Source organism: Pseudomonas sp. IT-P253 (genome assembly GCF_949768125.1).
Classification (GTDB): domain Bacteria; phylum Pseudomonadota; class Gammaproteobacteria; order Pseudomonadales; family Pseudomonadaceae; genus Aquipseudomonas.
In genome coordinates, this window is the sequence record NZ_CATKPT010000038.1 from 1 (window position 1) to 20,740 (window position 20,740).

General features: G+C 56.7%; 21 protein-coding genes. 12 read left to right on the forward strand and 9 right to left on the reverse strand.

The genetic code is table 11. The features are described 5' to 3' along the window. Positions 1-142: 142 nt before the first annotated feature. Together rhtA and ACM6IR_RS19735 are read left to right on the forward strand one after the other, a co-directional pair. The gene (gene rhtA / locus ACM6IR_RS19730) at positions 143-1,030 is read left to right on the forward strand and encodes a threonine/homoserine exporter RhtA (RefSeq protein WP_414909247.1); all 888 of its coding nucleotides are present in this window, start codon (positions 143-145) and stop codon (positions 1,028-1,030) included. Positions 1,031-1,198: 168 nt separating this feature from the next. Continuing rightward, positions 1,199-1,480 (forward strand): hypothetical protein, encoded by a 282-nt coding sequence (locus ACM6IR_RS19735; protein WP_414909248.1) that lies wholly within the window; start codon positions 1,199-1,201, stop codon positions 1,478-1,480. Between the two features lie 15 nt (positions 1,481-1,495). Here ACM6IR_RS19735 and ACM6IR_RS19740 read toward each other — a convergent pair whose 3' ends face one another. Continuing rightward, positions 1,496-2,056: a TetR/AcrR family transcriptional regulator gene (locus ACM6IR_RS19740; protein WP_414909249.1), complete on the reverse strand. Its 561-nt coding sequence runs from the start codon at positions 2,054-2,056 to the stop codon at positions 1,496-1,498. 92 nt (positions 2,057-2,148) lie between these two features. On the opposite strand from ACM6IR_RS19740, the gene ACM6IR_RS19745 reads away from it, so the two are divergent. Together ACM6IR_RS19745 and ACM6IR_RS19750 are read left to right on the forward strand one after the other, a co-directional pair. After that, complete coding sequence (locus ACM6IR_RS19745; RefSeq protein ID WP_414909250.1) at positions 2,149-2,877, forward strand: SDR family oxidoreductase; 729 nt, start codon at positions 2,149-2,151, stop codon at positions 2,875-2,877. A 36-nt stretch (positions 2,878-2,913) separates the two neighbouring features. Next, positions 2,914-3,504, forward strand: coding sequence for a 2-hydroxychromene-2-carboxylate isomerase (locus ACM6IR_RS19750; RefSeq protein ID WP_414909251.1), 591 nt, complete (start codon positions 2,914-2,916; stop codon positions 3,502-3,504). On the opposite strand, the gene ACM6IR_RS19755 is transcribed toward ACM6IR_RS19750, so the two are convergent. Continuing rightward, on the reverse strand, positions 3,501-4,499 hold the full coding sequence (locus ACM6IR_RS19755) for a zinc-dependent alcohol dehydrogenase family protein (RefSeq protein WP_414909252.1): 999 nt from the start codon (positions 4,497-4,499) through the stop codon (positions 3,501-3,503). The genes ACM6IR_RS19750 and ACM6IR_RS19755 overlap by 4 nt on opposite strands. A gap of 116 nt (positions 4,500-4,615) precedes the next feature. On the opposite strand from ACM6IR_RS19755, the gene ACM6IR_RS19760 reads away from it, so the two are divergent. Next, positions 4,616-5,524, forward strand: a complete 909-nt coding sequence (locus ACM6IR_RS19760) for a LysR family transcriptional regulator (protein WP_414909253.1) — start codon at positions 4,616-4,618, stop codon at positions 5,522-5,524. Here ACM6IR_RS19760 and ACM6IR_RS19765 read toward each other — a convergent pair. From ACM6IR_RS19765 to ACM6IR_RS19780, 4 genes are all read right to left on the reverse strand, one after another. Beyond that, on the reverse strand, positions 5,517-7,325 hold the full coding sequence (locus ACM6IR_RS19765) for an aminopeptidase P family protein (RefSeq protein WP_414909254.1): 1,809 nt from the start codon (positions 7,323-7,325) through the stop codon (positions 5,517-5,519). The two genes, ACM6IR_RS19760 and ACM6IR_RS19765, sit on opposite strands and share 8 nt — an antisense overlap. Positions 7,326-7,390: 65 nt before the next feature. After that, positions 7,391-8,548, reverse strand: coding sequence for a cysteine desulfurase family protein (locus ACM6IR_RS19770; RefSeq protein ID WP_414909255.1), 1,158 nt, complete (start codon positions 8,546-8,548; stop codon positions 7,391-7,393). A 162-nt stretch (positions 8,549-8,710) separates the two neighbouring features. Continuing rightward, positions 8,711-9,325 (reverse strand): LysE family translocator, encoded by a 615-nt coding sequence (locus ACM6IR_RS19775; protein WP_414909256.1) that lies wholly within the window; start codon positions 9,323-9,325, stop codon positions 8,711-8,713. A gap of 96 nt (positions 9,326-9,421) precedes the next feature. Continuing rightward, positions 9,422-9,691 (reverse strand): hypothetical protein, encoded by a 270-nt coding sequence (locus ACM6IR_RS19780; RefSeq protein WP_414909257.1) that lies wholly within the window; start codon positions 9,689-9,691, stop codon positions 9,422-9,424. A gap of 398 nt (positions 9,692-10,089) precedes the next feature. Here ACM6IR_RS19780 and ACM6IR_RS19785 point away from each other — a divergent pair, with 398 nt between their 5' ends. Next, positions 10,090-10,548, forward strand: coding sequence for a VOC family protein (locus ACM6IR_RS19785; RefSeq protein ID WP_414909258.1), 459 nt, complete (start codon positions 10,090-10,092; stop codon positions 10,546-10,548). A gap of 129 nt (positions 10,549-10,677) precedes the next feature. On the opposite strand, the gene ACM6IR_RS19790 is transcribed toward ACM6IR_RS19785, so the two are convergent. The 3 genes from ACM6IR_RS19790 to ACM6IR_RS19800 form a co-directional block, all read right to left on the reverse strand. After that, positions 10,678-11,163, reverse strand: a complete 486-nt coding sequence (locus ACM6IR_RS19790; RefSeq protein ID WP_414909259.1) for a GNAT family N-acetyltransferase — start codon at positions 11,161-11,163, stop codon at positions 10,678-10,680. A 229-nt stretch (positions 11,164-11,392) separates the two neighbouring features. Then, positions 11,393-12,718 (reverse strand): ATP-binding protein, encoded by a 1,326-nt coding sequence (locus ACM6IR_RS19795; RefSeq protein WP_414909260.1) that lies wholly within the window; start codon positions 12,716-12,718, stop codon positions 11,393-11,395. After that, positions 12,715-13,395 (reverse strand): response regulator, encoded by a 681-nt coding sequence (locus ACM6IR_RS19800; protein ID WP_414909261.1) that lies wholly within the window; start codon positions 13,393-13,395, stop codon positions 12,715-12,717. Before ACM6IR_RS19800 ends, ACM6IR_RS19795 begins: the two co-directional genes overlap by 4 nt. Positions 13,396-13,685: 290 nt before the next feature. Between ACM6IR_RS19800 and ACM6IR_RS19805 the strand changes: the two genes are divergently transcribed. The 6 genes from ACM6IR_RS19805 to dsbG all read left to right on the forward strand — a co-directional run bounded on the left by ACM6IR_RS19805 (position 13,686) and on the right by dsbG (position 20,583). After that, positions 13,686-14,396 (forward strand): hypothetical protein, encoded by a 711-nt coding sequence (locus tag ACM6IR_RS19805; RefSeq protein ID WP_414909262.1) that lies wholly within the window; start codon positions 13,686-13,688, stop codon positions 14,394-14,396. A gap of 512 nt (positions 14,397-14,908) precedes the next feature. After that, positions 14,909-15,889, forward strand: a complete 981-nt coding sequence (locus ACM6IR_RS19810) for a tetratricopeptide repeat protein (RefSeq protein ID WP_414909263.1) — start codon at positions 14,909-14,911, stop codon at positions 15,887-15,889. Positions 15,890-16,346: 457 nt separating this feature from the next. Beyond that, positions 16,347-17,039, forward strand: coding sequence for a hypothetical protein (locus ACM6IR_RS19815; RefSeq protein ID WP_414909264.1), 693 nt, complete (start codon positions 16,347-16,349; stop codon positions 17,037-17,039). A 198-nt stretch (positions 17,040-17,237) separates the two neighbouring features. Beyond that, a complete protein-coding gene (gene dsbD, locus ACM6IR_RS19820; protein WP_414909265.1) occupies positions 17,238-18,974 on the forward strand; it encodes a protein-disulfide reductase DsbD in 1,737 nt (578 codons plus the stop codon). Next, complete coding sequence (locus tag ACM6IR_RS19825; RefSeq protein ID WP_414909266.1) at positions 18,974-19,840, forward strand: prolipoprotein diacylglyceryl transferase family protein; 867 nt, start codon at positions 18,974-18,976, stop codon at positions 19,838-19,840. The genes dsbD and ACM6IR_RS19825 overlap by 1 nt, the downstream gene beginning before the upstream one ends. Then, positions 19,816-20,583 (forward strand): thiol:disulfide interchange protein DsbG, encoded by a 768-nt coding sequence (dsbG, locus tag ACM6IR_RS19830; RefSeq protein WP_414909267.1) that lies wholly within the window; start codon positions 19,816-19,818, stop codon positions 20,581-20,583. The genes ACM6IR_RS19825 and dsbG overlap by 25 nt, the downstream gene beginning before the upstream one ends. Positions 20,584-20,740: the final 157 nt, after the last annotated feature.

Sequence of the window (20,740 nt, forward strand, 5' to 3'; positions counted from 1 at the left end):
ATCTGCCGTCAAGCCCTGATTATGCTTTTCTATCAGGATGCCAAAATCACTGCTTATATATAGACGTTATCGCAATGAGTGCGCAGTATATTGCCCAGCACAGAGCAACACTCTCGCTTGCTACCACGGACGATGCCACGCCATGAATGACCAAACCCGCAGCCTATCCTCAACCCTGTTCTCGGTTGGCCTGCTATTGATAGCCATGTCATCGATCCAGTCTGGCGCCTCCCTGGCGAAAAGCATGTTCCCTATTATTGGCGCGCAAGGGACCACTACCCTGCGTCTCATTTTCGCTAGCGTGATCATGATGATGATACTGCGCCCTTGGCGGGCGAAGCTCACGGCGAAGTCCCTGCGCACCGTCGTTGTTTACGGAATGGCGCTGGGCGGCATGAACCTCCTCTTTTATATGTCCTTGCAGACAGTGCCATTGGGTATCGCGGTAGCGCTAGAGTTCACCGGGCCGTTGGCGGTAGCTATCTATGCCTCACGTCGCGTGATCGATTTCTTGTGGATCGCCCTCGCCGCCGTAGGCCTGCTCCTATTAATACCTATTGGAGCAACAGCGACGGGAATCGAATGGGTAGGTGCCGGTTATGCCTTGGGCGCCGGTGTTTGCTGGGCCCTGTACATTCTGTTCGGTCAAAAGGCCGGTGCCGACAATGGGGTACAGACCGCGGCACTGGGGGTAATGATCGCTGCCCTGTTCGTAGCCCCTATCGGCATCGTCCATGCTGGCGCAGCATTGCTGACACCTTCGCTGATTCCGGTGGCCATTGGTGTCGCCCTTCTCTCCACTGCTGTGCCCTATACGCTGGAGATGGTCGCGCTCACTCGAATGCCGGCCCGAACCTTCGGCACGCTAATGAGTATTGAACCTGCGATCGGTGCATTGTCAGGCCTGCTGTTCCTCCACGAGCACCTCGCACTGTCACAGTGGTTGGCCATCGCGTGCATCATTCTGGCTTCCGTTGGTGCGACCATGACCATGGGGAGTGCCGCGAAGCCTGCGGTCGCAACCGATTGATACAGGATTTGACGAGGGTCTGGTATTTAACGCTCAATTAGGCCATGTTTAGGCCGCAACCCAGTGTCAGACAGGAAATTTTCAGGAGAGGGATCTCAGAACGCGTCAAGCAAAAGCAAAAACAGCCAAACCTGGGCGCTAGATCCGGGGACGCTAATAAGGACAGCAATGAAACGAATTTTGGTACTGATCGCTGTATTGGCAGTTGCGGGCTGCGCGGCGACATCAGATACGCATACGAAGCGCGGCAAGAAAGGACTTCATATCAACTGTTCCGGGCTGTCGTCATCCTGGGACAAGTGCTACACCAGCGCAGCCGACTCATGCACCCCCAAGGGATATAAAGTTATCGCCAAGTCAGGAGATGCTGTGGAGGAACCAGGCGATTATCCGTTTGGCCTCAACCCTGCCGGCTACACCAGCCGCAGCATGATCGTCATCTGTAAATAGGTTGATGCCGCCCTGTCAGGTTCGTGGACTTGAGATCTGGCGGCCAATCTCATCGTAACTGGACTTCAGCACCCTGCGCTGAATGTCCGGAGTGGCCAGCATTCTCGCTACCACCAATGCACCGATGCATTGCGACAAAATCGCCCAAGCCAGGCTATCACTCTCCAAAACCCGCGCCCAACTCTCCTGAAGTCGACAAATCCAGCTTTCCGCCTGCTGACGAACCATCACATCGGAGCGAGCAATTTCGGCACCTAATGTCGGTAAGGCGCAACCGGATTCCGGGTGCTCGACATGAGCCATGGTCAGGTAGTGCTTAAGGCAGCGCTCGAGTTTGTTGCGGTCTTCGTCGGCCCCCAATCGAGCCAGGCTTTGGCCCAGTTCACGCTCGACAATTGAAGCGAACAACTCATCCTTCGACGAAAAGTGACTGTAGAAAGCCCCTCCGCTCAAACCGATAGCCTTCATCAAACCGTCGACACCTACCGTCGAAAATCCGCACTTCTTGGCCGATACCGCACTGCTTTCCAGCAACTTCTCTTTGGTTTCCAGCTTGTGATTGGCTGAGTATCGCATTGCCTTGCCCTCTGGATTGTTCGCCTTGACGCTTGCCGAATCGTAGCATAACGTTCGTTCAGTTAACGATCGTTTAACAAAGGAATCTAACCATGAATAACAAGAAGGTCGTGTTGATTGTCGGCGCTGGGGATGCCACAGGCGGCTCCATTGCCAAGCGTTTTGCACAGGAAGGATTTGTCGCCTGTGTCACCCGGCGTAGCGCGGACAAACTCCAGCCACTGGTAGATGCCATCAAGGCTGACGGTGGCCAAGCCTACGGTTTTGCCTGCGATGCGCGAAAGGAAGAGGATGTGATTGCGCTGGTCGAGCAGATAGAAAGCGAAATCGGCCCCATCGAAGCGTTCGTCTTCAATATCGGCGCCAATGTGCCCTGCAGCATTCTCGAGGAAACCGCCCGCAAGTATTTCAAGATCTGGGAAATGGCCTGCTTCTCAGGGTTTCTCAATGCCCGTGAAGTAGCCAAGCGCATGGCCAAGCGCCAACGAGGCACGATCCTGTTCACCGGTGCCACCGCGGGCATGCGGGGTGCCGCGGGTTTCGCGGCATTCGCCGGAGCCAAGCATGGCATTCGTGCACTGGCCCAAAGTATGGCTCGCGAACTGGGCCCGATGAACATTCACGTCGCCCACGTAGTCGTCGACGGTGCCATCGATACCGACTTCATTAAAGACAGCTTTCCCGAAAAGTACGCGACCAAAGATCAGGACGGCATCCTCAACCCCGAGCACATCGCCGAGAATTATTGGTACCTGCACAGCCAGCCCCGAGACGCCTGGACCTTCGAGCTGGATCTGCGCCCCTGGAGCGAACGCTGGTAAGACCTCCCCCACCACAATCAGCAGAGCGCATCGACCATGAGCAAAACCGTGGAGTTCTACTTCGACCTCGGCAGCCCAGCTACCTATCTGGCCTACACCCAACTGCCAAAAATCTGCGAACAGACGGGCAGTCAGCTGATCTACACCCCAATTTTGCTGGGCGGTGTCTTCAAAGCCACTGGCAACGCCTCCCCGGCGACCATCCCGGCCAAGGGCCGCTATATGTTTCAGGACCTGGACCGCTATGCCAAACGCTATGGCGTGCCGCTCAAGTTCAATCCGCATTTCCCCATCAATACCCTGATGCTGATGCGCGCCGTGACAGGCATGCAACTGCGCCATCCCGAACGCTTTCTGGCCTTTATCGACTGCCTGTTTGAAGCCATTTGGATTGAAGGCTGCCGCCTCGATGACCCGGCGACTGTCGCGACAGTACTGACGCAGAACGGCTTCGATCCCAATGAAATAATGGCCCTGACCGCCGATGAAGAGGTCAAGGCCATGCTCAAGAACAACACCGAGAAAGCCGTGCAACGAGGTGTATTCGGCGCACCGAGCATGTTTGTCGATAATGAATTGTTCTTCGGCCAGGATCGACTGGACTTCGTCCTTGAAGCCCTGCGTTAAATCTCCACGACCAACCGCCCCTGCGCTGCTCCGGACATAAGCAGCTCATGGGCGGCCTCGGCGTTTTGCAATGTGAAATGCCGAGGGTCCACCAACGGTTTCAACTTGCCCGCCTCGATCAACTGCGCCGCTTCTCGAAGAATCTGCCCATGATGCTCAAGCCCCTTGCCAGTCAACAGTGGCAATAAGGTAAACACCCCGGAATAGGTCGCCCCGCGAAACGATAGCGGCGCGAGGCTGTGCTGCCCCCAACCCAGGCAGCTCACCACATGGCCGTGATAAACCCGGACCGCCTTGAACGATTCATTCAGCGTTTCACCGCCCACCGTGTCGTAGACGATATCGAAACCCTCCCCGCCCGTGTACTTGGCCACGTAGTCCTCAACCGAGGACGCGCGGTAATCAATAAATGTCGCGCCGAACCCTTCGATGATTGCTTGTTGACGGGCTGAGCCTGTGGCGAACACCTCAGCACCCAACGCGCGAGCTATTTGCACAGCAACGTGCCCGACACCACCCGCGCCGCCATGAATCAATACTTTCTGACCCGCTCGCACCCGAGCCCGGTCTACCAATCCCTCCCATGCCGTGATCAGCACCAACGGCAACCCTGCTGCTTCGCGCAGACTCAGATTGCGCGGTTTACGCGCCAACAACCGGGCATCAACCACCGCGTATTCAGCCAGCGAACCCTGCGCACCGCCAATTCCGGTCGCCATGGCGTAGACCTCATCTCCCGGCAGCCATCCGCTGACACCCTCCCCCAACGCTTCAACAACGCCCGCAAGATCAATACCCAATACCGCGGGCAACGGCTGCCGCGCATGGTCTGCCTGGCCCGCACGAATTTTGCCATCCAGAGGATTCAGACCGCTGGCCCTGATCCTGACCAACACCTGACCCACTGCAGGCACAGGACGTTGCATCAAAGCCAAGCGTAACGGCCCGTTGGCCGAGTCAACAATCAGCGCGCGCATTTCAAGTGAGTCAGTCATTTCGCAAATTCCCGTCAGAGGTGGTTGTGGGATAAATCTTGCGCTTAGTCACTCATGCCGATAAGACACCATATTGCTATAGTGCTCATGCCCAGTTGGCATTAATGAGAACCCCCATGGACAAACTCAATGCAATGGCGATCTTCGTCCGGGTGGTCGAGCGCGGTAGCTTTTCGGCCGTCGCCCGAGAGTTGCAGACCAGCCAACCCACCATCAGCAAAGTCCTGAGAGCACTGGAAACCGAGCTGGGGGGCAAGCTGATTGCTCGCAGTACACGGCAGCTCTCCCTGACTGACGAAGGTCAGCGGTACTACAGCGAGTGTCGACAAATCCTCACGGCCGTAGATGCTGCGGAGCACAGCTTTCATTCAGGACGCGAAACCGTTGCTGGAAACCTCAGGATTGGCTCGTCAGTAAGCTTTGGACGTTTGCAGATTGCCGCGCGACTGCCGGGTTTTCTGACTCAATACCCACAGGTGAAGATCGATCTGCAACTGAGTGATCAAAACCAGGACCTGGTCAGCGAAGGATTGGATGTCACGTTCAGGATTGGCGAGCTAAACGACAGCGGTTTGATCGCCCGCCGCATCGGCACCACCCACCGAGTAACCATCGCAACCCCCGCCTACCTCAAACAATACGGCCAGCCGCAAACACCGGAAGAACTGAGCGGGCATAACTGCCTGCAGTTCAACTTGCTGAACAGTCAAAACCTATGGGTTTACGAGAAAGACACCACACGTCATGAAGTGCGGATCAAGGGCAACGCACAAAGTAACAATTCCGAGGCGATTCGCGAGATGGTGCTGGGGGGATTGGGGATTGCGCTGTCGCCGGTGTGGCTGTTCAGCGAGGATCTGAGAGCCGGTCGAGTGACGGTAATTTTGCAGGACTACACCGCACAGTCGCTGCCGATTCATGCTGTGTCCCCGGCCAATCGTCGCCAATCCGCCAGGGTCAAAGCCTTTATCGACTACATGAGCCAGGCGCTGGAAACAGCGCCTGAACTCAAGCCGATCATATAGCGGCGGTACGGGTGTTCAGCCATTCAAGGGCTGCGCCGTCGAGCAATGGGCTCAACCGTTCGCGCACTTCGGCGTGGTAGGCGTTGAACCACTGCTTCTCGTCAAGCGTCAGTAGCGATGGCTCCAGGCAGCGAGTGTCGATCGGGCACAGGGTCAGGGTTTCGAACTTCAGGAATTCACCGAATTCGCTGCTGCCCGCCTCGCGGTTCAACACCAGGTTCTCGATCCGCACGCCCCAGCGACCCGGACGGTAAGTGCCCGGTTCGATTGAGGTGATCATGCCGGGTTGCATCGCGGTTTGCGGGGCCGCAGCGGCCTGATAGGCGATGACTTGCGGACCTTCGTGAACGTTCAGGAAATAACCAACGCCGTGACCGGTGCCGTGACCGTAATCGACGCTCTCCGCCCAGATCGGCGCGCGAGCGATGGAATCCAGTAATGGCGACAGAATACCCCGAGGGAATTGCGCTCGGGACAGCGCAATCACGCCTTTGAGTACCCGCGTGCAATCGCGTTTCTGCTCATCGGTTGGTGTACCGACCGGCACCATCCGGGTGATGTCGGTGGTACCGCCCAGGTACTGGCCGCCGGAGTCGATCAACAACAGCCCGTCGCCTTCGATCACCGCGTGCTCTTCTTCGGTGGCGTGGTAGTGCGGCATGGCGCCATTGGCGTTGAACGCGGCAATGGTATTGAAACTCAGCGACACATAACCTGGACGTCGAATACGCGCGGCCGTCAGGTGTTCGTCAATGGTCAGTTCGGTGATGCGCTCACGCCCCAGCGCGGTGTCCAGCCAAGTGAAGAATTCACACAGCGCTGCGCCGTCCTGCTCCATGGCCTGACGAATGTGCTCGGCATCGGCCGGGCTTTTCTGCGATTTGGCCAAGGTGGTCGGGTTCAGGCCTTCGACCAGTTTCACGCCACTGTTCAGGTTATCCAGCAAACCCGCTGTGACCCGGGCCGGGTCGACCTGCAAGCTCGCCCCACTCGGTACCGCGCTCAAGGCTGCCGCCACTTCGCTGTAATCGCGCAGGGTCACGCCGTCTTGTTCAAGGACCGCGCGCAACTCGGCGTCGACCTTGCTTAGCGCCACAAACAACGTCGCCTGCTGCTGACTGATCAAGGCAAAGGACACGAACACCGGGTTGAACGACACGTCAGCGCCGCGCAGGTTGAACAGCCAGGCAATGTCATCCAGGGTCGCGATGAAATGCCAGTCGGCACCGCGTGCCTGAAGTGTTTCACGTAGTTTGGCGAGTTTTTCAACACGGCTGACCGTTGCCTGTGGCGGCAAGTGTTGATAGATCGGCTCATTCGGCAACGTCGGACGATCGCTCCAGACCGCGCTCAGCAGATCGAGGTCGGTGCGCAGACGTGCGCCGCGCTCCTCGAGCTTGCTGCTCAACGTACGTGCCGACGCCACAGCCATCACCGCACCATCTACCGCAACGACGCCGCCTTCAGGAGTTTGCTCGGCCAGCCAGTCCAGCGGACCGGGCTGCCCTGGTTGCAGCTTGACCAGTTCGATGCCGCTGCCTTTGAGCTCCTTGCTCGCTTGCTCCCAGTAACGGCTGTCAGCCCAGACACCGGCAAAGTCCGGCGTGACGATCAAGGTGCCGACCGAACCGTGGAAACCCGACAGCCATTGCCGCCCTTGCCAATAGCCCGGCAGGTATTCCGAGAGGTGCGGGTCGGCCGACGGCACCAGCAAGGCGTGAATACCCTCCCGGCTCATCAGTTCGCGGGTTTGCGCCAGGCGCTGGGGCACCGATCCATTGATCGAAGGCTGCGTACTCATCGTGTCTCCTGCTAACCACTTCATCATTATTGTTGAGTGCCGATACGAGCCGGCGCTTTAAGACGCTACTGCCAGAATGCCGGAGCGCTGGCGCAGGCCGCTTTAATCAGATCTACGGCTTGGTCGATGTCCTGCTCGGTGGTGAAACGCCCGAGACTCAAGCGAATGGTTCGACCGGCCGAACGCGCGTCATGCCCTAACGCCAGCAGCACATGGGACGGCGCATTGCTCGCGGAGTTGCAGGCCGACGTCGCGGAAAACGCGATCGATGCGCTCAACGCCGCGGAATTGAACTCGCCTTCATCGAAAGTCAGGCTCAGGGTATGGGGAATCCGCTGGATCGGGCTGCCATTGAGGCGAACGCCGGGAATGCTCAGCAGCTGTTCGAGCAAACGCTCACGCAGACGCACGATCGTGTCTTTTTCTTCAACGAACAATTGCGCTGCCAACGCGAAAGCCACGCCCATGGCGGCAATCTGGTGAGTCGCCAAGGTACCCGAACGCAACCCGCCCTCGTGACCACCGCCGTGAATCTGCGCCTGCAAACGCTGTTGCGCGCGAGGGCCGACATACAGCGCACCAATGCCCTTTGGACCATAAACCTTGTGCGCCGAGAACGACATCAAATCCACCGGCCACTGAGTCAGGTCAATCGCCACTTTGCCCGCACCCTGGGCCGCGTCGACATGGAACAACGCATCGCGCTCACGCACCACCTGGCCGATGGCCGGAATGTCGTTGACGGTGCCCAGTTCGTTGTTGACCAGCATCAGCGAGACCAGAAAGGTGTCCTCGCGCATCGCCTCGCTGACCGCTTGTGCAGTAATCAGCCCCTCGGCGTCAGGCACCAGATAAGTCACCGTAACACCCGCGTCCTGCAATTGTTTTGCCGTGTCGAGAATTGCCTTGTGTTCGATTTGACTGGTGATGATGTGGCCGCCGGAAATACCGCGAGCCTGGGCGACGCCCTTGAGGGCGAGGTTATTGGACTCAGTGGCACCGGAGGTCCAGACGATCTGTTCCGCTTGGGCGCCGACCAGTTCGGCCACCTGACGACGCGCCTGCTCGACCGATTGCCGGGCCTGTTGGCCGAACGAGTGGGAGCTGGACGCGGGGTTACCGAAATTACCGGAAAACCCCAGACACTCCACCATGACCTTGATGACCCGCTCATCCACTGGCGTGGTGGCGGCGTAATCGAAATACAACGGACGTTTATTCATAAAAGGCTCGCAGAGCTTGTTCCGGGATCAGGTGCTGGAAACCACCGAACCAGCAATACCCTGATCGGATGCGTTAAAGAAGTACGACTTCATTTCAAAGTGCGTAGGAACGCTCCTGAAGTCGAGCTTAACAGGCATCGGGCAACCGGTTGTAGCAATGCGTCAGCTAAAGCTTTCAAGCAACAATGGATACAATGAAACCACCAGTAATGCGGCCATGCCCCAGTTGAACAGGCGCAACCAGCGGCGATCCTTCAGCACGTTGCGCAATAGCGTGCCACAAGCGGCCCAAACGCCGACGCTCGGCAGATTGATCAGGGCGAAGACCGCGGCAATCACGATCACGTTGGTGAAATAGCCCTGCATGGGTGTGTAAGTGCTGATGGCACCGATGGCCATGATCCAGGCCTTGGGGTTGACCCACTGGAACGCGGCGGCGCCGAGGTAGCTGATCGGTTTGTTCTTGCCTTCGTCACGGTCGGAAACCGGCCCGGAATGGGCGATTTTCCACGCCAGGTACAGCAAATACGCCGCCCCGACGTAACGCAGAATGCTGTAAAGCAACGGATAGGATTTGAACACCGCGCCCAGACCGAAACCCACTGCCACGACCAGCACAAAGAAGCCGCAGGTGATACCCAGCATATGGGGGATGGTCCGGTTAAAGCCGAAGTTCACGCCTGATGCCAGCAACATGGTGTTGTTCGGGCCTGGCGTGATCGAGGTGACGAGGGCAAACAAGGCGAAGCCTAGCAGCAGATCGAATGAGAGCGTCATAAGCGGCAGTCCATCAGGGTCAGTCAAGTATTGACCCTAACGCACGGCCTGCGGGAAACCCACGGACAGTTGAGTGAAAGTTCGAGCAGTACAGTCTCAGCTAGGGTGGCCGTGACGCTGTACAGCGCGTTCGGCGTTCATCTCGCCATGGTTGTCAAAACTGAACGATTTCTGTGGTTGGCCGAGCAGTTCGGCTTTTTTCGCCTCGTATTCGTCGAAGGACAAACCGCGACGATTCAGGTTCTCCAGTGCCAGTTCCCTGGTTTCTTCCGCGGTGAATGGCCGCAGTTCCGGTGAAACATGGCTCGCACATCCGGCGAGAACGGAGACCGTTAGCAGCAAGAAAGTGGCGAGTAGAGGTTTCATGTCTGGTGTCCTGGCATCTTGTTCGGGCAATGGATACAGGCTACGCCCAGCCTTGGATCAGTAGAAATCAACGCGCTCGATAGTGGGTATCACGATCAAAAGATCGTAGTCAGTCAGTTCTTCGCGAGCAGGCTCGCTCCCACACTGGATTTCCTGTGAACACAGAACTTGTGAACACCTCAGATCATTCAGCGGAAATTAGAACGCCGGGCGACGATCAACGCACTATTGGTCTCGATCCCCGCTTCCAGGGTGTAATGGGTCGCTGTTGATGGCTGAACAGCAATACTGCTACTCGTCGGTCACTCGGTGGCAAAAAAGGGGCTGGCCTATAGTTATCCGACCGGAAAACGGCGAAGGAAAATTTTTCACTCACGACAAGAACAGGGAGATCCATCATGAGCGTCAAACCTATTCCAGAGGGTTATCACAGCATCACCCCGTATCTGGGCATCCAGAAAGCGGCCGAAGCCATCGACTTTTACAAAAAAGCCTTTGGCGCGATCGAAGTCATGCGCCTGTCCATGCCCGACGGCGGAATCGGCCACGCTGAACTGCGCATCGGCGACTGCCCGATCATGCTCGGCACACCGTGCGAGCAGGGGCCATTGAGCAATCCAGACACTTCACCGTCCGTGGGACTGCATCTGTACGTGACCGACGTCGATAAGTCCTATGCCAAGGCGATTGCCGCCGGTGGCACCGTGGTGTCCGAGGTCAAGGATCAGTTTTATGGCGACCGGTCCGGGACTTTGAAAGACCCCTATGGGCATCTGTGGTTTCTGGCTACGCGTAAAGAAGATCTGACACAGCAGCAGATCGAACAGCGGGCGAAGGAGATGTTCAGCCAGGGTTGAGTTTTGCAGTGAACGTCAAGGCCTCATCGCGAGCTAGCTCGCTCCCACAGTAGATTTGTGTACACCGTCAAATGTGGGAGCGAGCCTGCTCGCGAAGGACCCCAAGGGCTTATACCCTTGATCTGCTTTTTATGAAGGGGGCGACAGGCCTTTGTCCATGGGTATGGCGTGGAGCCCCGCCACCCTGAAGGTTTGAGCGCAGGGCCGGTAACCCAAATGACGGTAAAACGCTTCGCTGGTTCGGGTGCTGTTGAGTTGTGCCTGACGCAAACCCTGATTGATCAACCAGCCTTCGAGGTCCTGCACCAGCGCTTGCCCGGCGCCCCGGCGAAACCATTCCGGCTGCACGTAACAGAACGCGACCTTGCCGCTGACCGCGGCCATGGCGACACCGATCGGTTTGTCCTGCAACAGAGCAATGTTCAGGTACAACCGCTGGTCGGCCAGCCAGGCACTGATGTGCTCAACGGTTTTGTTGTGGACCCAGGCCGCGACGATTTTTGCATCGTTGCGGTGGTCGAGCGCGCAGCCGACGCGGATGGAGCGCTCGACGATCCGGCTGATGATGCCGGCGTCGGCGGCAGTTGCCTTGCTGATGTGAATCGATGCATTCATGGCGCTGTTACCTCAATCCATTGAGAAAAAGCTGCCGGGGACGATAGCGCCGGGGGCGGCAGATGCACCAGTGCAGAGAGGTTTCATTTGATGTGCAATGCAGGACCCAGTGTGGGAACGAGCCTGCTCCGGGCGGTGTTCCGACGAAGGCGGCAGCACATCCAGCTTGATGTGACTGACAGATCGCTTTCGCGAGCAGGCTCGCACACATGGGAGTTTGTGGCGCTGGTCAGGCCGGCTGCAACGGCATGGTCAGCTCCACCCGCAACCCATCCGGTCGGCTGTCGAAATGCAACGTGCAACCACAACGCTGAACAATCGCCTGAACTATCGCCAACCCCAGACCGCAGCCGGTGCTTTGGCCATTGCGCCAGAAGCGCTGGGTCAGGTGTTGCAGATCGTCTTCGGCAATGCCCGGGCCATGGTCGCGGACGACAAACCGTACCCGAGCGTCTGTCGTTTCAAGGCTCAGCTCCACGGCCCCATCGCTTGGGGTATGCCGCAGCGCGTTATCCAGCAGGTTGCGCAGCGCGGCGATCGACAGCACCGCCGGCATTTGCACCGGGGCATGAGACAGCGTTGGCGGCAGTTGAAACCTGATGCGCTGACGATCACTGCTGGCGGCATCCTGAATCGCCAGTTTCGCCACCTGCTCGGCGCTGCACTGCACGCCATCGTCGAACGACAGACTGCCCTCGACGCGCGCCAGTAACAGCAATTGTTCAAGAGTGCGATGCAGGCGGTCGGCGCCCTCTTCGGCACGGGCCAGGGATTGATCCCGGGCCGCACCTTCGGTCATACGCGCCACTTGCAGGTGGGTCTTGATCGCTGTCAGCGGACTGCGTAATTCATGGGCCGCGTCACCGGTCAGCCGGCGTTCGCGTTCGATGGTCTTGCCGATGCGCTGCAGCAGTTGGTTCTGGGTGTCCAGCAAGGGTTGCAGTTCACTGGGCAGCGGCTGGATCTGCAAGGGCTCGAGGGAATCGGCACTGCGGCGCATAAGGGCATCACGCATGCGGTTCAGCGGCGCCAGCCCTTGCCCGATCCCCAGCCACAACAAACAGAGACACCCGAGAAGCGCTACGCCGACGGGCACTGAAGCGGCCAGCAGAATCGACATGTTCAGCGCCTCACGCTCGATCTGCCGATCCGCCGTGGTGATCCGCAGGTCGCCACGCGCCAGGGTGAAACTGCGCCACGGCGCGCCGTCGATCATCTGATCGTGAAAGCCCACTTTCTCGGCTTCCAGGGTTTGCTGCGGATCGGAGTGACTGCGGGCAAGGATTTCGCCACGCAACGAGCTGACCTGACAGGCCATGCCGCCGGGAATATTCAATTGTTCCGCGCTGAAATGGGTGCCCTCGCCCTTAGTCGGCAACGCTGGCAACTGCTCCATCAGGCCGGCGACCATGCGCGCCGACGCCACCAGCCGCTGGTCGAGGGAAAACATCATCTGGTTGCGCAAATCGCTGAGCATCCAGGCCGCAGCCAAGGCCCAGATCAGCGCAAATGCGGCGCCGAGTGTCAGGCTCAGGCGCAAACGCAGGCTCATCACTTTGATTGATCTCCGCCATCGGCCGGCCCCAATCGATAACCCAGGCCGCGCACCGTTTCGACAATGCCATTGCCGAGTTTTCGCCGCAGGTGATGGATATGCACGTTGAGGGCGTTGCTCTCCAGTTCGTCATTGAAACCGTAGACGCTGTCCTTGAGCTGCTCGGTGGACAGCACGCGGCCACGGTTATGCAGCAGGGCCTGCAACAGCGACTGCTCGCGACGCGATAAATCAACTGGTTGGCCGCCGAGCGTAGTTTCGCGGCTGCTGGGATCGTAGGTCAGAGCACCGTGCTCGATCAGATTGATGCTGCGCCCCGCCACACGCCGCAGCAAGGTGTGCAAACGCGCCGCGAGTTCGCGCAGGTCGAAGGGTTTGAGCAAATAGTCGTCGGCGCCGGCTTGCAGACCATCGACGCGGTCGGTGACCGAATCGCGCGCCGTCAGAATCAACACCGGAATTTCCAGGCCCTGTTGGCGCAGTTGCTGAAGGAGTTTGAGCCCGTCTTCGTCCGGGAGGCCTAGGTCGAGCACCATGACGTCGAACTCGGCCACCTTGAGCATCGCGCGGGCCGCCGATGCAGTGGCGACATGCTCTACGGTCAGGCCCTGGGCGGTCAGGCCGGCGACAATGCCGCTGGCGATCAACTCATCGTCCTCACAAACCAGTACGTGCATAGTGAACTCCATAAAAATGCGATTCAAACAAACCGACATTAAGTCGCGATTATGTCCGGTGCAGACGCGGGAGAGAAGCGCGAATACTGGCCGCGAAGCTGACGATTGCCTGTCGAGCACATCAACACCTGGCCGCGCGCGCAACCAATTTAAATATGCAAACCAACTCAGCCTTGCCAAACATTGAAATAAATCCCTTATAAAAAATGCTGCACACTTTGCACAGCAGAATGTAGCCTTAAAACAGTAACTTCAACACAAACCAACCAAACCCCAAAAGGTACTAAAACATGCCCGAAGCCGAAAACTTCATCGCCGTCGACTGGCGCTCTGGAAAAGACAAGTGTTATTTCTTTTTTAAAGATTCCAACACGTACTCTAGATATGACAACAATGATGACCTGGTTCCCGAGGACTATCCAAAACCTATCAACTCCTCCTCTTGGGGTGACTTCCATCAGCACGCGAAAAATTTGCGTTTCGGATTTGCCACCAGCCGACACATCACGGCAAACAGAGTCGAACTGGACCCCGACATCCTCTGGCTCTTTTACTACGAGGGTGATACACCCATGTTTTGTGAATATGACCAGGATGTTGACAGCATCAGGGGCCTACATACTGTTGCAGGATCAATATGGGCGCCACTGCTCCCCTATTTCGACCGTATTGTTGCAGGCACCTGGTGGAAAAAACCGCACAAATTCAATCTCTCAAATAAATACAGGTTTTTGTTGAATGACGGGAACGGCCTCGATCTTAACTGGAATACCAGAGAGGTAACCTTACATACCATTAATGACGATTCATGGCCAGGACTGAAACCTTATAAATATAGAATCACAACTGCAGTACAAATGAATGCAGACTTCGGCGACAGCTATTACTTTATATTTCTTACCGGCAAGCAGTACCTAAAATACAACATCGACAAAAACGAATTAGCGGTTGGACCCCGAGCATGCAACAACAAAAACTGGCCAGGACTATTCATGGAGTGAGGTTTGTCGCACAACCATCACCCACACCTAAAAACAATGTTCAACCTGCAAGCTCCGCAATCTAAACATTACCTGAATGAAGGGAATCATTTCATGTCGATACTCTCTCACCTATAACTACTTGAAACGACATTCAAGAGACGAGGGTATTACCTATACTGCCTGGCCTGAATTAGAGCCCCACAAGACCCTAATTATTACTGCCGCCCAGTGAGATCGAACCTTCGAGGATAGTTATTACTATATTTTTCTGAACGACAACCAATACATCAGATACAACCTTCAGCAGGCCCGGGTAGAGAGCGGCCCATCCGCAGTCGATGACGAGTCGTGGCCCGGTCTGCTAAACGATTTACCCTCAGCGAGGTCCGATTCACCCCGAATCGGGCCTCGCGGTGCCCGGATGAGCCGTCGATTAATGCATGCAATAACTATGTACCGCACATCACTCCTCTTCACCCAATAGCCTGTGTCGGGTGTTACCTCAACCCTCCAAAGACACAGGAATTAATATGTATACCCATTCAGATGCACTGACGACGCTGTTCGGTTTTCTGGAAAACCTGAACGCACTGATCAAGTCCGTGACAGAGCAGCAAGCGTCCGCCAAAAAACAGGCCATGGACTTATACAACCTGGGCGAGTTCACCCATGCGCAAGCTTATTTGATGATCCCGGCGTGTGCCGGAGACGCTTCGGCGCAGTTTGCCTTGGGCGAAATTTTCAGGCGGCGGGATAAAAAGGTCACCGACGAAAAAAAACGCGATAAGACCGTTATCGAAGAAGCAAGAAAATGGTACGCGCTCGCCGCGGCCCAGAATCATGTCTATGCCTTGATGCGACTGGCAGACGAAGATTCACTGAAGAAAGCTAAAGCGCTGGCTCAGACAGCTGCCGATGGAGGCAGTGGCGAAGCGATGCTGCAGATGTACGAGCTAACCAAGGACATTGAATGGCTGAAAAAATCCGCCGACGCGAATTTTCAGGAGGGGCAATACCTCCTGGCCAGGCTGTATGACAAAGATGAAAGTCTCATTACGGATGCAATCAGCCGTCGAGCAACTGTCAACGCTCTGCTTGAAAAGGCCGCCAATGCGGGATTTTCAAAAGCCATGCTCTGGTACGGCAACCGCCCCCCCGTCAGCCACGATAAGGCTGCGAAGCGGCAGTGGCTGGAAAAGAGAACGCAATTAAACGACGTCAACGCGGTGCTCGATTATGGGTATGCGCTTGCCTTCGACTACACAGGCGAGGAAGACGCCGATGAGTACGGTTTTGAAAGGGACGTGGTAAAGGGATATGGACTGGTCTGGCTGGTGGTCGATACCACTCGAGAGTTTCTGCAGCACGGCACTGCCAGAACCAATCTTGAGGAGATCGGCAAGGGCATGACAGCGGTACAAATCCAGGCAGCCATAGCATTCGCCCAGGGATGGAAGAGCGCCCATGTCGCCATGTCCGAATACCGACTGACCTACAACGAGGAACGCTAAGCAGACCAGTTGGACAGCGCAGCAGTACGTCGTTTCGCGGCTGCTCGGGTCATCGGTCAACGCGCAGTGTTCAATCAGGTTGACACTGCGCCTGCCATCCGTCGTGGCAAAGTATGTAGGCACGCGCCAAGATCGCGCAGGGTGATCAGCTCGTCACCTTCGCTGGCAAGTACGTGCATGGTGCGATCTTCAGAAAAAAGTCAAACATGCCTTTGTCGAGCTGCTGGGCTGACGTGAAAGCGCGTATCGCCGGGTTGCAATGCAGCGAGATTTTCCAGGTATGAAGTCATTTATAAATCATCGTCAACCCATTCATCATCTTCTGCGAAACGGCCTGCCGGCCAATACGTTAGCACGATCACTTTATGTATAAACACTGTCATCTTTGACAGGTTACAACGGAGCTTGACGCTTATAAAATATCCGAACCACTCTATTCAACACGGAAGAAAAAATCATGCCTGATATAAAAAATTGCGTAGCTGTCGACTGGAGACATGGAAATGACTCAACTTATTTTTTCTTCAAGGATACAAATCAGTACTCACTTTTTAGTAACGGACAAAACAAAGTCAAAGATGGATACCCTGCCAAAGTTACTCACGAAACCTGGAACACTTTTCACGACAAAGTAAAAGATCTACGCTTTGGCTTCAACTTCAATGAAAAAAGCAACGGACCAGAATTACTCCTATTATTTTATGACGATGCCGGAACGCCATCGCTGTGTCTGTATCATGAAGAATGGGATCGAGTTATTGAATATAAAAACCTCGCAGACACCAACTGGGCCAAGCTAACGCCCTACTTCTATAAAATATTATTTGGCGTTTGGTGGACCGAGAGCAACTTTTTCGGTGGAGATGACTACCTTTTATTTGTAATGAATGACGGAAACTATCTTCGCTTCAACCATACAAAAAACACCCTTGACATCAAAGAAATCAACAACAATACATGGCCAGGAGTGGCACCTTACAAAAATGAAATAGTCACGGCTGTACAATTTAACAGAAGCCCATCAGATGACATGCTTTACATATTCCTCACGGAAAATCGCTACATAAAATACAATATAGACGAAGACAAGCCAGTAGGAGGCGTTAACAATGTTGATAATGCCTCCTGGCCGGGTCTTCTGCGAAACTAGAGGTTAAAAAACATGCCCGACATACAACATGCCGGGCATTGATATCACCTGGCATGTAACCGCCGGGCACTCCCCTACTTACGCTCATCCGAAAATCAGAGATGGCCGGCTTTTTCTCCCCTTATCTCCCCCGGTTAATCATCGGTTAATCGCCACCTGCCAGTGTGCTCCACACTTGCGCAGTGATAAGGCTTACCCATGCTTCGACTGTTTCTCACTTTTGTTCTCTTGATCTCGGGCCTGGCCCAGGCCGGCACCGATCCGTTCGAGACCAAACCCGACTTTCTCCCCGTTGGCAAAGCCTTCATCTTTACCTCCGAACGCCTTGAGTCCGGTGAAACCCAGCTCTATTGGCAGATCGCCGATGGCTACTACCTGTACCAACAACGCCTGAAATTCGATGGCTTGCCGACGGAGCACAAACCGGAATTACCGCAGGGTGAATCCCACAGCGATGAATTCTTTGGCGAACAGCAGGTTTATCGTCAAGGCCTGGAACTGAAGATTCCCGCCGGGACCAATGGCCCGATCAAGGTGGGTTTCCAGGGCTGTGCCGATGCCGGGTTGTGTTATCCACCGCAAACTCAAGTGGTGAATCTGGTCGACAACGCTGCCGCCTCTGCGACCAACGAAGCGCCGGATCAAGCATTGGCCAGCGACCTCCAACAACGGGCGCTTGGTTGGAGTCTGCTGGTGTTTTTCGGCCTGGGTCTGCTACTGGCCTTCGCCCCTTGTTCGTTGCCGATGCTGCCGATTCTCGCCGGGTTGATCGTTGGCAGTGGCGCCACGCCCAAACGCGGCTTTGCCCTGGCCAGCAGTTATGTGGTCAGCATGGCGCTGGTGTATGCGGCGATGGGCGTGTTGGCCGCGCTGCTCGGCGCAAACCTTCAGGCGCTGCTGCAAAACCCTTGGTTGCTGGGCAGTTTCGCCGCGATTTTTGTGCTGCTGGCGTTGCCGATGTTCGGGTTCTTCGAACTGCAATTGCCGGTGGCCGTGCGTGACCGCCTGGAAAATGTTTCGCGCAGTCAGCGCGGCGGCAGCCTCATCGGCGCTGGCGTACTGGGCGCCTTGTCCGGTCTGCTGGTCGGCCCGTGCATGACGGCTCCACTGGCCGGCGCCCTGCTCTACATTGCGCAAAGCGGTAACGCGTTGCACGGCGGGGTGATTCTGTTCGCCATGGGTATCGGCATCGGTGTGCCGTTGCTGTTGCTGGTGACCGTCGGCAATCGCTTCCTGCCCAAACCTGGCGCCTGGATGAACCTGCTCAAAGGCGTGTTCGGTTTTCTGTTCCTGGCGACTGCGCTGTTGATGTTGCGCCCGGTGCTGGATGAATCGCTATGGATCGGTTTGTGCGGTGCGTTGTTGCTGATTGCTGCTTACGCCGCCTGGCGCCAGTCCGCCGGTTTCGGCCGGTCCACTCATGTATTCGGTGCCAGTTCGTTGTTGATGGGACTGTGGGGCAGCCTGCTGGTCATTGGTGCGGCGGGGGGCAGTGATGATGTGTTCAAGCCGTTGCAGGTCTACCGCACTTCAAATTCGAGCACTGTGGCAAGCCCCACGGCTCATGACGCATTCATCACGATCAAGGATCCGAGCGCACTGCAGCGGGAACTGGACGAAGCGCAAACGCAAGGCCAGTGGGTGTTGCTGGATTACTATGCCGACTGGTGCGTGTCGTGCAAGGTCATGGAAAAACAGGTGTTCGCCAAGCCCCAAGTGCTAGACGCCCTGAGCGAGGTGCGCTTGCTACGGCTGGACGTCACCGCTGACAATGCCGCCAGCCGCGAGCTGCTCGGTCGATACAAAGTGCCGGGGCCACCCAGTCTGCTTTGGATCGGTGCCGACGGCGAAGAACGTCGTAGTCAGCGCATCACCGGCGAAGTCGATGCCGACACGTTCCTGCAACGCTGGACCACTACCCGAGACGCCCGTTAATGCTGACTTTTACTCTCGGCACTTTTGCCATCGCGCTCAATCACCTGCTGCTGATCAGCGCCCTGGCGCTGGCGACTTTTGTCGGCTGGCGGGTGGCCAGGCGCGGTGGCGAGAATCCGGAGTCGGTGCTGTTCAGCCTGTTCATGATCGGCTTGCTGGCAGCCCGGGTCAGTTTCGTGGCGGTTTACTGGGCGCACTATCGCAATGATCCGTGGCAAATCATCGATCTGCGCGATGGTGGCTTCCTCGCGTGGCCCGGCGTCATCGCGCTGCTACTCGCCACTGTGTATCGAGGCTGGCGTCGCCCTGGCTTACGCCGCCCCTTGGGCTTTGGCGTGGTCAGTGGCCTGGCATTCTGGCTACTGGCGACCTTCTCTCTGACGATTTACGAACAAGGCACGCGCCTGCCGGAAATCACGCTGCGTAATGCCACAGGTCAAACGGTCCTGCTGGCCGACTACAAGGGCGGTCCGTTGGTTATCAACCTGTGGGCCACCTGGTGCCCACCGTGTCGCCGGGAAATGCCGGTGCTGGAAAACGCCCAGCAACACCGCCCGGACCTGACCTTCCTGTTCGTCAATCAGGCTGAAAGCATGCAAAGTGTCAGCACCTTTCTGGAAACCCAGGGGCTGAGCCTGTCCAATGTGCTGTTCGACGGCAGCGGTCGATTGGGTCAGGCCGTCGGTTCGATGGCGTTGCCGACTACCCTGTTCTATAACCCGGATGGTCGCCTGCTGGGCAGCCATCTGGGGGAACTGTCGGAAGCCAGCCTGGCCCGCGCCCTGGAAAACTTTGATTCTCCTCATTCGGCCACCACGGCCACGCCTTCAAGGAAATTGCCATGCCCCGCCTCCGCCACCTGCTGACGCTGACACTGGCCGCCGCCCTGCTGCACCTGCCGTCGGTGCAAGCTGAAGAGTTGCCTGATGCGATCAAAAAAATCGAAGCCAAAGGCGCAAAAATCGTCGGCCAGTTCGACGCGCCCGACGGTCTACGTGGTTATGCGGCGCAGTACCAGAATCGCGGTATGGCGCTGTACCTGACGCCAGACGGCAAGCACGTGTTACTGGGTAATTTGTATGACGCCGAGGGCAATGACCTGAGCAGCGCGCCGTTACAAAAGCTGGTTTACGCACCCATGGCGAAAGAAGTCTGGGGCAAAATGGAAGCCAGCAACTGGATCGGTGACGGCAACAAAGATGCGCCACGCGTCGTCTACCTGTTCAGCGATCCGAACTGCCAATACTGCAACCTGTTTTGGGAGCAGGCGCGACCGTGGGTGAAGGCCGGCAAGGTACAACTGCGCCACATTATGGTCGGCATTATCCGCGAGGACAGCCCGGGCAAATCCGCTGCGTTGCTGGCGGCAAAGGATCCGAGCAAAGCGCTGGAAAACCACGAGAAATCCGGCCAAGACAGTTCGCTCAAGGCTTTGAAAGACGTACCGCCGGCGATTCAGGTGAAACTCGCAGCCAATATGCAGTTGATGGAGGAGCTGGAGTTGTCCGCCACCCCGGCGATTTTCTACATGGACGACAAGGGCGAGTTGCAACAGCAGCAAGGCGCGCCTTCGCCGGACAAGTTGGTGAAAATTCTCGGACCGAAGTGAATTCACCGCGCCATCGCCAGCAAAGCCGGCGCCTGTCGTACCACGTTATCCACTGATGGCGTGCCTTCAGGTCGCCGGCCAGATTCACACAAAACCGACAGTCAGTTGTACGCCCATACAAACTATTAACTTACCATCAGGTGTGTTTACCTTATTA